The organism is Pseudomonas defluvii, assembly GCF_001695625.1.
GTDB lineage: Bacteria > Pseudomonadota > Gammaproteobacteria > Pseudomonadales > Pseudomonadaceae > Aquipseudomonas > Aquipseudomonas defluvii.
In genome coordinates this window covers 1-12,928 of sequence record NZ_MBPN01000025.1, presented here as the reverse complement: position 1 = coordinate 12,928, position 12,928 = coordinate 1, and the positions used below count along the sequence as shown (strand labels likewise).

The 12,928-nt window shown below is 60.3% G+C and carries 10 protein-coding genes and 1 pseudogene; 6 read left to right on the top strand and 5 right to left on the bottom strand.

The window, feature by feature from the left end:
- Positions 1–17 precede the first annotated feature (17 nt).
- Positions 18–3,386 carry a M10 family metallopeptidase gene (locus EKA13_RS28605; RefSeq protein WP_065759122.1) on the bottom strand — a complete coding sequence of 1,123 codons (3,369 nt, stop codon included), beginning with the start codon at positions 3,384–3,386 and terminating at the stop codon, positions 18–20.
- 186 nt (positions 3,387–3,572) lie between these two features.
- Between EKA13_RS28605 and EKA13_RS09365 the strand changes: the two genes are divergently transcribed.
- The 3 genes from EKA13_RS09365 to EKA13_RS09355 all read left to right on the top strand — a co-directional run bounded on the left by EKA13_RS09365 (position 3,573) and on the right by EKA13_RS09355 (position 5,593).
- Positions 3,573–4,073, top strand: a complete 501-nt coding sequence (locus EKA13_RS09365; RefSeq protein WP_065759121.1) for a methylated-DNA--[protein]-cysteine S-methyltransferase — start codon at positions 3,573–3,575, stop codon at positions 4,071–4,073.
- Between the two features lie 91 nt (positions 4,074–4,164).
- Entirely contained in the window at positions 4,165–4,809 is a 645-nt protein-coding gene (locus tag EKA13_RS09360; protein ID WP_065759120.1) for an MBL fold metallo-hydrolase, read from the top strand.
- A 91-nt stretch (positions 4,810–4,900) separates the two neighbouring features.
- Positions 4,901–5,593, top strand: a complete 693-nt coding sequence (locus tag EKA13_RS09355; RefSeq protein WP_065759119.1) for a YiaD family glycine zipper/OmpA-like lipoprotein — start codon at positions 4,901–4,903, stop codon at positions 5,591–5,593.
- Positions 5,594–5,654: 61 nt separating this feature from the next.
- Here the strand turns inward: EKA13_RS09355 and EKA13_RS09350 are convergent, their stop codons facing one another.
- From EKA13_RS09350 to EKA13_RS09340, 3 genes and pseudogenes are all read right to left on the bottom strand, one after another.
- Positions 5,655–6,551, bottom strand: a complete 897-nt coding sequence (locus EKA13_RS09350; protein WP_065759118.1) for an acyltransferase — start codon at positions 6,549–6,551, stop codon at positions 5,655–5,657.
- Between the two features lie 3 nt (positions 6,552–6,554).
- Positions 6,555–8,651: a phosphate acetyltransferase gene (gene pta / locus EKA13_RS09345; RefSeq protein ID WP_065759117.1), complete on the bottom strand. Its 2,097-nt coding sequence runs from the start codon at positions 8,649–8,651 to the stop codon at positions 6,555–6,557.
- 32 nt (positions 8,652–8,683) lie between these two features.
- A pseudogene (locus EKA13_RS09340) lies at positions 8,684–9,021 on the bottom strand (DUF3565 domain-containing protein).
- Here EKA13_RS09340 and EKA13_RS09335 point away from each other — a divergent pair.
- Complete coding sequence (locus EKA13_RS09335; protein ID WP_065759116.1) at positions 8,990–9,475, top strand: FKBP-type peptidyl-prolyl cis-trans isomerase; 486 nt, start codon at positions 8,990–8,992, stop codon at positions 9,473–9,475. The pseudogene EKA13_RS09340 and the gene EKA13_RS09335 sit on opposite strands and share 32 nt — an antisense overlap.
- 145 nt (positions 9,476–9,620) lie before the next feature.
- On the top strand, positions 9,621–10,103 hold the full coding sequence (locus tag EKA13_RS09330; RefSeq protein WP_065759115.1) for a glutathione peroxidase: 483 nt from the start codon (positions 9,621–9,623) through the stop codon (positions 10,101–10,103).
- Positions 10,104–10,126: 23 nt separating this feature from the next.
- On the opposite strand, the gene EKA13_RS09325 is transcribed toward EKA13_RS09330, so the two are convergent.
- On the bottom strand, positions 10,127–11,338 hold the full coding sequence (locus EKA13_RS09325) for a glycosyltransferase family 4 protein (protein WP_065759114.1): 1,212 nt from the start codon (positions 11,336–11,338) through the stop codon (positions 10,127–10,129).
- Positions 11,339–11,514: 176 nt separating this feature from the next.
- Between EKA13_RS09325 and EKA13_RS09320 the strand changes: the two genes are divergently transcribed.
- Complete coding sequence (locus tag EKA13_RS09320) at positions 11,515–12,831, top strand: methyl-accepting chemotaxis protein (protein ID WP_065759113.1); 1,317 nt, start codon at positions 11,515–11,517, stop codon at positions 12,829–12,831.
- Positions 12,832–12,928: the final 97 nt, after the last annotated feature.

The window sequence follows — 12,928 nt, the reverse complement described above, 5'->3', positions numbered from 1 at the left end:
AGTAGCGTGTGCCGGTATCAGCCAATCATATCCTGCGCACTGAAGCTGTTGACGCCCACCAGGTGAATCTCGAAGTCAGCGTCCGGGGTGGCGTTGACGTTGCCGTAGAGGATGTGATCGACAAAGCGCACTTGCCCGGCGGCGCTGAATGCATCGGCACCAATGAAGCTGAAGGTGTTGATGCCTTTGGCGAGGACGTTGGCGTCGAGCTTCGACAGGTCGATCTTGTCGCCTTCGCTGCTGTTGAAGTCGGTGATGACGTCGCGTGCGTTGCCTTTGCCCAACTCGTTCAGCAGGTTGAAAACGAACCGGTCGGCGCCGCTGCCGCCAGTGAGTGTGTCGGTGCCGAGGCTGCCGATCAGCAGGTCGTTGCCCGCCCCGCCATTGAGTTGGTCATTGCCTGCACCACCGTTCAGGGTGTTGTTGGCGCTGTTGCCGATCAACACGTTGTTGAGTCCGTTGCCGGTGCCGTTTAGGTTGGCACTGCCGGTAAGGGTCAGGTTCTCCAGGTTGGCACCCAGGGTCCAGTTGACCGAAGCGCGCACGGTATCGATCTCGCGGGGCAGGGTGCTGGTTTCAACGAGGGTGTCGCGCAGGTTGTCGACCACATAAGTGTCGTTGCCGGTACCACCGATCAGGGTGTCGATACCTGCGCCACCGTCCAGCAGGTTGTCACCTGCGTTGCCGGTGATGCGGTTGTTGAGGGTATTGCCGGCGCCGTTCAGGTTGGCACTGCCGGTGAGCGTCAGGTTTTCCAGGTTGGCGCCCAAGGTCCAATTGACCGAAGAGAAGACGCTGTCGATTTCCTTGAGCGATGTTCCTCGTTCAATGATGAGGTCGTCGGTGCTGTCGACGTAATAGGTGTCGTTACCTGCACCGCCGTCGAGGGTATCGGTACCGCCAGCGCCGTTGAGCAGGTTGGCGCCGCTGTTGCCCGTCAGGGTGTTGTTCAGTGTGTTGCCGGTCAGCTTGAGTGCGCCACTACCCAGCAGCGCGCCGTCTTCAACGTTGGCGGCAAGGGTGTAGCTGACGCTGCTGCGCACCAGGTCGCGGCCTTGGCCGCTGGCCTCAATGACTGTGTCAGCGATGTTGTCGACCACATAGATGTCATTGCCGAGGCCGCCGCTGAGGGTATCGGCACCCGCACCGCCGTTTAGCAGGTTGTCGCCTGCGTTGCCGGTCAGCACGTTGTTGCGCGTGTTGCCGGTCCCGCTGAGGTTACTGCTGCCGGTGAGCACGAGGTTTTCCAGGTTGGCGCCCAGGGTCCAGTTAACTGAAGTGCGAACCGTGTCGATTTCACTGGCAGAGGTGCTTTTTTCGATGATGACATCGCGCAGGTTGTCGACCACGTAGGTATCGTTGCCGGTGCCACCGGTCAGGGTGTCGATCCCGGCACCGCCGTCCAGGATGTTTGCTCCGGCATTGCCGGTGATGCGGTTGTTGAGTGCGTTGCCGGTGCCGTTGATCGCAGCCAGGCCGGTGAGGGTCAGGTTCTCCAGGTTGGCGCCCAGGGTCCAGCTCACTGTTGAAAAGACATTGTCGATCTCGGTTGGCGAGGCGCCTCGTTCGATGACGGTGTCCGCGAGATTATCGATGTAGTAGGTGTCGTTGCCAGCGCCTCCGTCGAGGACATCGGCACCGCCAGCGCCGTCCAGCACGTTGGCGCCACCGTTGCCGGTCAGGGTGTTGTTCAGCGCGTTGCCCACCAGCTTGAGCGCGCCGCTGCCCACCAGCAGGCCGTCTTCGACGTTGGCGGCCAGGGTGTAGCTGATGCTGCTGCGGACCAGGTCGCGGCCTTCGTTGCTGGCCTCGATGACCTTGTCGGCGATGTTGTCGATCACATAGATGTCATTGCCAAGGCCGCCACTGAGGGTATCGGCACCCAGGCCACCCTCGAGTAGGTCATTGCCCGCCCCGCCATTGAGTTGGTCATTGCCTGCGCCACCGTTCAGGGTGTTGTTGGCACTGTTACCGGTCAGCACGTTGTTGCGGGTGTTGCCGGTGCCGTTGAGGTTACCGCTGCCCGTCAGGGTAAGGTTTTCCAGGTTGGCGCCCAGGGTCCAGCTCACTGAGGCACGAACGGTGTCGATCTCGCTGGCCAAGGTGCTGGTTTCAATGATGATGTCGGCGCTGTTGTCGACCACGTAGGTGTCGTTGCCGGTGCCACCGATCAAGGTGTCGACCCCGGCACCGCCGTCCAGCACGTTCGCTCCGGCGTTACCGGTGATGCGGTTATTGAGTGCGTTGCCAGTGCCGTTGCTGCTGGCTTTACCGGTGAGCGTCAGCACTTCAATGTTGGCGCTCAGGGCGTAACTGACTGAGGAGAGAACGGTGTCGATCTCACTGCTCAGGGTGCTGGTTTCACTGACGATATCGCCGACGTTGTCGACAATATAGGTGTCGTTTCCCGAACCGCCGATCATTGTGTCGCTGCCGCCACGACCATCCAGCACGTTGTTCAGGGCGTTGCCAATCAGGGTGTCGCCAAAGGCCGACCCCGTGGCGTTTTCGATTTTTGCGCCATAGGCGATAGCCAGCCCGTTGTTGATGGCAGCTCCGCTCGGGTCATAGAAGGCCTTGCCGATGTTGCTGAACTGGCCTTCATTCAGATTGAGCAGCACCGAGGCTTTCTGGTTGCTCGCGTCAAGGGTATCGATGCCGCCGGCATCCCAGAGGGTTTCGAAGACTGATTGGTCGGCGCCCCACTGGTAGGTGTTGTTACCGGTTTGCCATTGGGTATTTGCGCCATAGAGCTTCTGGATCGCCAGGATGTCCAGCAACATGGGCGAGGTGGGCTCAAAGGAATAGGCGTTGTTGTAGCTCATCAGGGTGTAGTGGACATCGTCGAGCTCTGGCGCCAGTACGGTGTAGTTGTAGGCACTGGTGCTGAAGGGGTGTTTCAGGCCAAGTGCATGGCCAATCTCATGCACAAAGGTCATGTAGTCATAGGTGCCCTTGACCGGCGCCTTGTTGTTGGTTGCTGGCCCGATCCAGACATCGCCAGCACTGGGCGCTCTGTCAGGAAAGTAGGCCCAGGCCGCGGTGTCGTCACTCATGTAGGCGTAACCGCCAAAACGCAGGTCGCCGACGTTGCTCGCAGTTTCCTTGACCTGGGTAAACTTGATGTTGGCCACCGCAGACCAGTTGTTCAGGGCGCTGGAGACAGCGGCCTGTTGCGGCGCGGTCAGGGCATAGCTTGCCTGGTACTCGTTGTCGTACGTGTAGCTGCGGGCGAAAAGCGAGACGTATGGATTGATGAAACTGTACGTCAGGTTCGTCGTACTCGCGCCGTTGCCCCAGGCAGTACCAAACAAAAGGCTGTTGAGCTGGACGTTGTTGCTGAGAGAGGCGTACCAGACAGAGGAGTAACCGAGTGGACTGGGCATTTTAGCTTCCTGGGCGAACGGCGGCCTTTCCTTGGGTGGCCGCTACGGTATCGCGCTTTTTATCAGAATCTGTAGCGTTGATACAGGCGAGTTGGTTAATTTGGCGTCAAAAAAACGCGAATTTCATCTGGAGCCTTCAGATGGGGATGCGCTGCTGACCTCACGATGATTTATGGAATTCAGGGCATGTCCTACGTATTCAAGATGATGGGTTCACCTGTCGGCCAATTGACCCTGATTGCAAGCGCCTCCGGGCTCGCCGCAGTGCTCTGGGAAAACGAGAAGCCCAATCGGGTTCTCTTGAGTGCCGTGCGTGAGGCGCTTGAAAACCCGGTGTTGCTGGCCACCGAGCGGCAGCTCGGTGAGTACTTCGCCGGTACACGAAAGCGCTTTGAGTTGGACCTCGACTTTGTCGGTACTGAGTTTCAATGCAAGGTCTGGCAAGCGCTGTTGACGATCCCGTTTGGCGAAACCCGTAGCTACAGTGACATCGCCCGGCAGATTGGCTGCCCGAAAGCGGTGCGCGCCGTAGGGGCAGCCAACGGCAAGAATCCGATTTCGGTCATTGTCCCTTGCCACCGGGTGATTGGCGCCTCGGGCAGTTTGACCGGCTATGCCGGTGGGTTGGCGGCCAAGCAGTTCCTGTTGGCACTGGAAGGCAGGCAGACGCTGGCGCTGGGGTTTTGAACCGACTACCGGCCAGTTTTCACGAAAGTGATATCGGCGGGTTCAGCCGGCTGTGCCAAAATATGCCATCTCCTTTTGGCAGGATCACCTCATGCAAACCGCCAGCCCCGCGCTGATCCGCGAAACCTTCCCCGTCGGCCCTTTGCAGTGCAACTGCACCCTGATCGGCGACCCGATTACCAAGAAGGCCATCGTCGTCGACCCGGGCGGCAACCATGAGCAGATTATCGCGCGCCTTGATGCTCACGGTTTGAAGCTGGTCAGTATCATCCATACCCATGCGCACCTGGACCATTTCCTGGCCTCCGGCCTGTTGAAGGAAAAGACCGGTGCTACGCTGCACTTGCACAAGGAAGACCAGTTCCTCTGGGATAACCTGGAAATGCAGTGCCGGATGTTCGGCGTACCCTACACGCCGGTACCGTCGCCGGATCGCTGGCTGGCCGATGACGAAGAATTGGCGTGCGGTTGTGGGGTTGCCTTGCACACGCCGGGGCATACCCCGGGTTCGATGAGTTTCTGGTTCGCCGATGCCAAGTTGCTGATCGCTGGCGACACGCTGTTTCGTCGTGGTATTGGCCGTACCGATTTGTGGGGCGGCGATCAGCCGACCATTGTCCGTTCGATCAAAGAGCGCCTGTACCGGCTGGATGAGGACGCTACCGTTATAACCGGGCATGGACCAGACACCCGTTTGGGTGATGAAATGCGTGAAAATCCATTTGTTCGGGCCTGAGCCAGGGAATTATTTGCGTTTGTCGCGTTCCAAGGCCCGTATAGGTCTGCCAATTTTCGATGTGCTTTAGAATCCCTGTAGGAGCTTTTCCATGTTCACCTCGCGTCGTCTGATTATTGTCGCTACCGCAGTTGCCATGCTGTCCGGTTGTGCCACCCCAAGCCCTTACGATAACCAAGGGCAGGCACAGCAAAGCACTGGAATGAGCAAAACTGCCAAGTACGGCGGCCTTGGCGCGCTGGCCGGCGCAATCGCGGGTGCTGCAATCAACCACGACAACCGTGGCAAGGGCGCACTGATCGGTGCGGCAGCTGTGGGTGCAGCGGCGGCCGGTTACGGTTACTACGCCGACAAGCAGGAAGCGGCACTGCGTGAAAGCATGGCCAACACCGGCGTGGAAGTGCAGCGCCAGGGCGATCAGATCAAGCTGATCATGCCGGGCAACATTACCTTCGGCACCGACTCGTCGGATATCGCCCCAAGCTTCTATTCGCCGCTGAACAACCTGGCCAACTCGTTCAAGCAGTTCAACCAGAACACCATTGAAATCGTTGGCTACACCGACAGCACCGGCAGCCGCCAGCACAACATGGACCTGTCGCAGCGCCGTGCGCAGGCTGTCAGCACTTACCTGACATCCCAGGGCGTTGACAGTTCGCGTCTGTCGGTACGCGGTGCTGGCCCGGATCAGCCGGTTGCGAGCAACGCCGATGCCAATGGCCGTGCACAAAACCGTCGTGTAGAGGTCAACCTGAAGCCGATTCCTGGTCAGCAGTACCAGTAACCGTCGGCCTGTGGCCAGCAAGGCGGATTGCTACGGTATGTAGTAACCCGCCTTGCGGGTATCAGCGTTGACGGTGTAACTGCGCCAAATGCTGATCCTTCTCTTCCCATAGCCGGTTGATCCATTGCTGGAACGCCAGCCGGTACGCGTCATCCTGGTCATAGCTTTTGCCGAGGAACTCCTCGGGAATGGCCAGTTCCTGAATATGCACCGCTACCCGTGTCATCCGCCCGCACAGCAGGTCCCAGAAACCCGGCGCACCGTCTGGGTAGTAGAGGGTCACGTTGATGATCGATTGCAGTTGTTCACCCATCGCATCCAGCACGAAGGCGATGCCGCCAGCCTTGGGCTTGAGCAGGTGCGGGAACGGTGACTGCTGTTCGGCATGTTTTGCCTGGGTGAAGCGGGTACCTTCGGCAAAGTTGAAGATGGCGGTTGGCGTGCCACGAAACTTTGCGCAGGTGCGGCGGGTGGTTTCCAGGTCCTTGCCTTGCTTCTCCGGGTGTTTGGCCAGGTAGGCCTTGGAGTAGCGTTTCATGAACGGAAAGCCCAGTGCCCACCAGGCCAGCCCGATCACCGGTACCCAGATCAGGGCGTGCTTGAGGAAGAACTTCAGCGGCCGAATACGCCGGTTCAGCACGTACTGCAGCACCAGGATGTCCACCCAGCTCTGGTGGTTACTGGTGACCAGATAACTGTGCTGGTAGTCGAGCCCTTGAAGGCCCTCCACCTGCCAGTGGGTATGCCTGATCAGGTTCATCCAGCCCTTGTTGTTGCTGATCCAGGCTTCGTGGATGTGGCGCATCAGTTCGTCGGTCAGCTTCTGTGCCGCCGGAAACGGCAAGCACAGCTTGAACAGGCTGACGATGAACAGCGGGGTACAGCACACAAGGGTGTTCAGCCCCAGCAGCAACGAGGCAATGATCCCGCGCACAGGCGCGGGCAGAAAAGCGAGCATGGTTCAACTATCCAGAGAGCGGTTGGCCTGAATCGCAGTCAGGGCAATGGTGTAGACGATGTCGTCGACCTGGGCACCGCGGGGCAGGTCGTTGACCGGTTTACGCAGGCCTTGCAGCATTGGCCCGAGGCTGACGCAGTCGGCACTGCGCTGCACGGCTTTGTGGGTGGTGTTGCCGGTGTTGAGGTCTGGGAAGACGAACACGGTGGCGCGACCTGCTACCGGGCTGTTTGGCGCCAGTTCGCGGGCGGTGTTTTCGTTGGCCGCCGTGTCGTATTGCAATGGGCCGTCAATCTGCAGGTTGCGTTGGCTTTCCTGGGCGAGCAGGGTGGCTTCGCGTACTTTCTCCACCTCTTCGCCACTGGCTGAGTCGCCACTGGAGTAACTGATCATTGCCACCCGTGGCGTGATGCCGAAGGCTTCGGCCGAGTCGGCGCTCTGCAGGGCGATTTCGGCCAGTTCGCTGGCGCTGGGGTGCGGGTTCATCACGCAGTCGCCGTACACCAGCACCTGCTCGGGGAAGAGCATGAAGAATACCGACGAGACCAGGGTGCAGCCCGGCGCGGTCTTGATCAGTTGCAAGGCCGGGCGGATGGTGTTGGCGGTGGAGTGCACCAGGCCCGAGACCAGCCCGTCGACTTCGTCCAGCGCCAGCATCATGGTGCCGATGACCACCGGGTCTTCCAGTTGCTGCTCCGCCATTGGCGCGTTGAGGCTCTTGCTTTTGCGCAGGTTGACCATCGGCTCGACATAGCGCTCGCGGATCAAGTCCGGGTCGAGGATTTCCAGGCCTTCTGGCAGCTCGATACCTTGGGCGCGGGCCACCGCCTGCACCTCTTGCGGCTTGGCCAGCAGCACGCACCGGGCGATGCCGCGGGTCTGGCAGATGGCCGCAGCCTGCACGGTCATGGGCTCGGCGCCTTCCGGCAGGACGATGCGCTTGTTGGCCTGCTGGGCACGTTGTATCAGTTGATAACGGAACACCGCAGGTGACAGGCGCATCTCCCGTGGGGTGCCACAGCGCTGATGCAGCCAGCTGGCGTCGAGGTGGCTGGCGACGAAGTCGGTGATGATCTCGGCGCGCTCGCGGTCGTCGACCGGAATTTCCTTGTTGAGCTGGTTCAGTTGGTTGGCCGTGTCGTAGGAACCCGTGCTCACCGACAGTACCGGCAGGCCTGCCGCCAGTGCTCCCCGGCAGAGTTCGAGGATGCGCGGGTCGGGTTTGCTGTCGCTGGTCAGGAGCAGGCCGGCCAGTGGTACACCATTGATCGATGCCAGGCTGACGGCGAGGATGATGTCGTCGCGGTCGCCCGGGGTTACCACCAGGGTGCCAGGTGTAAGCAGTGGCACCGTATTGGCGACGGTACGGGCGCAGAGGATGATCTTGTTCATCCGCCGTTGTTCACAGTCCCCGGCGTTGAGCACCTGGGCGCCAAGCAGTTCCGCCACATCGCGGGTGCGCGGTGCATTGAGGTCGGCCTGGTAGGGAATGCAGCCAAGCAGGCGGAAATCGCCGCTGCGTAGCACTGGCGAGTGCTCTTTGAGGCGTGTGGCGAAAGCGTGCATGCTTTCGTCGCTACGCACCTTGTTGAGGATCACCCCAAGCACTTTCGGGTCCTTCGGCCCACCGAACAGCTGCGCTTGCAGCTCGACCCGCCCGGACAGTTCGGCCAGCACGTCGCTTTCCGGTGCCGAGACCAGGATGACCTCGGCATCCAGGCTTTTCGCCAGGTGCAGGTTGACCCGCGCAGCGTAGCTGGCGTGGCGGGTCGGCACCATGCCTTCTACGACGACCACGTCCTTGCCCTCGCAGGCTTGCTGGTAGAGGGTGATGATTTCTTCGAGCAGCTCATCGAGCTGGCCGTCGCCCAGCATGCGCTCGACGTGGGCCAGGCTCAGTGGCTTCGGCGGCTTCAAACCGTGGGTGCGTGCGATCAGCTCGGTGGAGCGCTCTGGACCGGTATCACCTGGGTGTGGCTGGGCGATCGGCTTGAAAAAGCCCACCTTCAGGCCGGCCCGCTCCAAGGTGCGGACCAGGCCCAGGCTGATGGAGGTCAGGCCGACACCAAAGTCGGTCGGCGCGATAAAAAATGTCTGCATGCGAGCGTCTCGAGGTGAGCTGTGCAAAAGAATCAATTGCCAAGGGTATCGCTATCGACACCCTGCGCGCACCAGCCGCAGGAAAAAGGCTGGCCGATACGCTGTTGGCGCTGGTCGGCGTCCAGCACCCACGCGCGCGATTGCCAGGGCGGCTGGTGGCGCAGGTGCTGAGTATGGCCGCAGGACAATTCGACCACCCAGTGGCCGTCCTCGTCCTGATGAAAACCGAGAATGCGGCTGTCGCTCATGGTATTCCGTTTGTCTGGGTTACGTTCGCTTTCGGACGAGGCCTTGGTTACACTTATGGCTCTATATTCTTCTGCAAAAGGTCTCGCCCCATGCTGATCGCCGCCAACAAGGCTGTCTCCATCGACTATACCCTGACCAACGACGCTGGTGAGGTCATCGACAGCTCCGCCGGCGGCGCTCCGCTGGTCTACCTGCATGGCGCAGGCAACATCATCCCGGGCCTGGAGAAGGCTCTGGAAGGCAAGAAAGCCGGTGAGGAACTGAATGTTGCCATCGAACCTGAAGATGCCTACGGCGAATACCTGGCTGAACTGGTCAGCACCCTGAACCGCAGCATGTTCGAAGGTGTCGACGAGCTGGAAGTCGGCATGCAGTTCCACGCTTCGGCGCCGGACGGCCAAATGCAGATCGTCACCATCCGTGATCTGGACGGCGACGACGTTACCGTCGATGGCAACCACCCACTGGCTGGCCAGCGCCTGACCTTCCAGGTCAAAGTGGTTGACGTTCGTGACGCCAGCGAAGAAGAAATCGCACATCGCCACATCCACGGCGAAGGTGGTCATCACCACTGATTTTCTGCGCTAAGCTCAGAAAGTCGCGAAGGCGGTCGGGACGATCGGTCAGGCACCCACTGGGACCTGCGATCAGCCCGGGCGCCTTTTTAGTGGGCGAGCCAAAAGGGCGCCGTGGCCTGGATTGGCAATAGAGGAGTTAGTCATGAGTGTATTTCACGACCTGAAGTTGCAAGCGCTGGATGGCCAGGAGTTACCCCTGGCGCCCTTCAAGGGCCAGGTGGTGCTGGTGGTCAACGTCGCCTCCAAGTGTGGGTTGACGCCGCAATACGCTGCGCTGGAAAACCTCTATCAGCAGTACAAAGCCAAGGGTTTCAACGTGCTGGGCTTGCCGTGCAACCAGTTTGCCGGGCAGGAGCCGGGCACCGAGAGCGAGATCCAGGCCTTTTGCAGCCTTAACTATGGGGTGAATTTCCCTCTGGGCAGCAAACTGGACGTTAACGGTCCGCAGCGACACCCCCTGTACCGTTTGCTGGCCGGCGAAGGCGCGGAGTTCCCAGGCGATATCACCTGGAACTTCGAAAAATTTCTGGTTGGCAAGGATGGTCGGGTGTTGGCCCGCTTTGCCCCGCGTACCGCACCGGATGATCCGACTGTGGTGCAGGCGATCGAGAAAGCGCTGGGCTAACCCGTTCTAACGGGCGATTTCGTTCACCCGTGGGGTGCGGATGAGCCCGGCTTGATCGTCAGTGGCACAGGTGGTTGGCGTACGCTGGCCGCTTGTTCGCACGCTGTACGCAAGTAGGCCTCGAATTGCTCGACAATCGCTGGCCAGCATTGGCGGCTGGCATGTTGGCGAGCATTCAGGCGTACCCGGCGCAAGGTCTCACTGTCTTCAAGTAGCCAACTGGCGGCGTCGATGAATGCGTTCTCGTCACCCGGCATGGCCAGTGCGCCACTGTGCCCGTGGCGGATATGCTGAGCCGCAGCGGCTTCATCATAGGCCACGACGCCCAGCCCTGACGCCAGTGCTTCAAGCACGACATTGCCGAAGGTTTCCGTGAGGCTGGGGAACAGGAAAATATCCCCGGACGCATAGTGTTCGGCCAAGGCCGTGCCGCGTTGGGCACCACAGAAAACCGCCTGTGGCAGTTGCTGTTCCAGTGCAGCCCGCTGAGGGCCGTCGCCGACCACAATCAGCCTGATGCGCCGCTGTGGATAAGCCTGGCACAGCGCCTCGACACTGCGGCGTAACAGGCCCAGGTTCTTTTCCACAGCCAATCGCCCGACGTACATCAGGGCAATGTCCTCGTTACCCAGCCCCCAGTGTTCACGCAGCGCCTGGCTGCGTCGCGCCGGGTTGAACAGGTGGCTGTCGACACCGCGGGCGAGCAGGCCCAGGCGCTCAAAACCTCGTCGTTGCAGTGCCTGGCGCTGGCTGATGCTCGGTACCAGGGTAGTGTGCGTGCGGTTGTGAAACCAGCGCAGGTAGTGGGTGAGTGCATGCTTCAGCAGGCCCAGACCGTATGGGGCGGTGTACAGCTGAAAGTTGGTATGAAAGCCACTGACTACGGCAATCCCCAAGCGCCGTGCAGCCCGTAGGGCGCTCAAGCCGAGGGGGCCCTCGGTCGCGATGTACAGCACGTCCGGGCGCTGCCGACGCCAGTGACGCAGGAGTTTGTGCATCGATACCTGGCCCCATTGCAAGCCGGGGTAGCCGGGCAGTGGCCAGCCACGGCACAACAGTGCCTGGTCGTCGCCAGTGCCAGGTGAGTCACTTGCCTGGCGCGGGCGTACCAGTTCGACATCATGCCCGCGTGAGCGCAACCCCTCGCTGAGGCGGCCCAGCGTGTTGGCGACCCCGTTGATTTCGGGTGGGAAGGTCTCGCTGACCAGGGCGATGCGCAAGGTATGTGCTGTCATGACGTACAGTTTCATGCCCGTGGATTGCGCAGGCGTGACGGTGGCATGACGGCTTTGTGACGCCTGACCTCGGGGCTTGTGTGACCGAAATATTTCGCATTGGCGCGCTCAAGAATGTCGAACAATCGGCCGATGCAGATGCATTCAATTGAAGGTCTTGCGCTCCAGGGGCGGTAATGTTCAACAGCAAACTGAAAAAAGAAATCCTCCAGCTGCGTGAAGACCTGCTTTCCATGGAGCAGGTCAAAAGCAGTCTCGACAGTGAGATGCTGGTACTGCACCTAGACCCACAGGGCCGTATCGAGTCGGTCAACAGCAACTTCGAGAAAGAGATGCTGTACGACAGCAGCCAGTTGGTTGGCCGCAACATCGAAGAAATCGTTCCGTCCCACGTCAAACAGCTCGATTTTTACACGAAAATGAGGGGGGCCATCACCCGCGGTGAACACCTCAATGGTGCTTTCCGTCTGCTGCGTGGCAACGGTGAGGAAGCCTGGCTGCGTTCGATTTTGCAGCCAGTCAAGAACAGTGCAGGGCGGCTTCAGTACTTTACGCTGCACTCCAGCGACCTGACCCGCACCATTGAAACCTCTCGTGAGCATGAAAGCCTGATCAATGCGCTGATGCGCTCTACGGCTGTGATCGAGTTCAATCTCGACGGCGAAGTGCTCACGGCCAATGACCGCTTTCTGCAGACGATGGGTTATACCCTCGAGAAGCTGCGCGGCAAGCACCACCGGGTGTTCTGTACGCCGGAAGATTACAACTCGCCCGAATATCAGGCGTTCTGGGACAAGCTGCGCCATGGCGAGTTCATCGTTGACCGTTTCAAACGCATTGATGCCCATGGGCGCGAAGTCTGGCTGGAGGCGTCCTACAACCCGATCATCGATGCGCATGACGTGCTGTACAAGGTGGTCAAGTTCGCCACGGTAATCACCGATCAGGTCAAGCAGGAACAAGCTGTTGCCGAGGCCGCCAACATTGCCTACGAGACCTCTCAGCAGACTGACGCCAGCGCTCAGAAGGGCGCCGAGGTTGTGAACAATACCGTTGAAGTCATGCGTGGCCTTGAGGCCTATATGCAGGATGCAGCGGAGGGTATCGAGGCATTGGACAAGCAGTCTCAGGTGATCGGCTCGATCATCAAGACCATCAGCGACATTGCCGGGCAGACCAACCTGCTGGCACTCAACGCGGCCATTGAAGCCGCTCGCGCGGGCGAACAAGGCCGTGGTTTTGCGGTGGTTGCCGACGAAGTACGGCAATTGGCGTCGCGTACCAGCGCCGCCACTGAGGAAATCGCCCGGGTGGTGCAGCAGAACGAACAGCTGGCCAAAGCCGCAGTGGACATTATCGACAGCAGCAAGCGTCAGGCCGAACAAGGCCTGGAACTGGTCGGGCAGACCGGAACGGTGATTGTCGAGATTCAGGATGGCGCCAAGCGCGTGGTCAGCGCGGTAGGCCAGTTCTCCAGCCACCTGGCGAGCTGATGCCAGCCTGACCAGAGACGCTACGGCCTGCCAGAAGGCAGGCCGTATCAAGGCGTTAGCGTACCTTCGTCGTTGTTAGCGCCTTGTCACCGTCTTC

Excerpts from the sequence above, each read along its gene's own strand:
- EKA13_RS28605 (WP_065759122.1), bottom strand. The coding sequence starts at position 3,386 with ATGCCCAGTCCACTCGGTTACTCCTCTGTCTGGTACGCCTCTCTCAGC.
- EKA13_RS09365 (WP_065759121.1), top strand. The coding sequence starts at position 3,573 with ATGTCCTACGTATTCAAGATGATGGGTTCACCTGTCGGCCAATTGACC.
- EKA13_RS09360 (WP_065759120.1), top strand. The coding sequence starts at position 4,165 with ATGCAAACCGCCAGCCCCGCGCTGATCCGCGAAACCTTCCCCGTCGGC.
- EKA13_RS09355 (WP_065759119.1), top strand. The coding sequence starts at position 4,901 with ATGTTCACCTCGCGTCGTCTGATTATTGTCGCTACCGCAGTTGCCATG.
- EKA13_RS09350 (WP_065759118.1), bottom strand. The coding sequence starts at position 6,551 with ATGCTCGCTTTTCTGCCCGCGCCTGTGCGCGGGATCATTGCCTCGTTG.
- pta (WP_065759117.1), bottom strand. The coding sequence starts at position 8,651 with ATGCAGACATTTTTTATCGCGCCGACCGACTTTGGTGTCGGCCTGACC.
- EKA13_RS09335 (WP_065759116.1), top strand. The coding sequence starts at position 8,990 with ATGCTGATCGCCGCCAACAAGGCTGTCTCCATCGACTATACCCTGACC.
- EKA13_RS09330 (WP_065759115.1), top strand. The coding sequence starts at position 9,621 with ATGAGTGTATTTCACGACCTGAAGTTGCAAGCGCTGGATGGCCAGGAG.
- EKA13_RS09325 (WP_065759114.1), bottom strand. The coding sequence starts at position 11,338 with ATGACAGCACATACCTTGCGCATCGCCCTGGTCAGCGAGACCTTCCCA.
- EKA13_RS09320 (WP_065759113.1), top strand. The coding sequence starts at position 11,515 with ATGTTCAACAGCAAACTGAAAAAAGAAATCCTCCAGCTGCGTGAAGAC.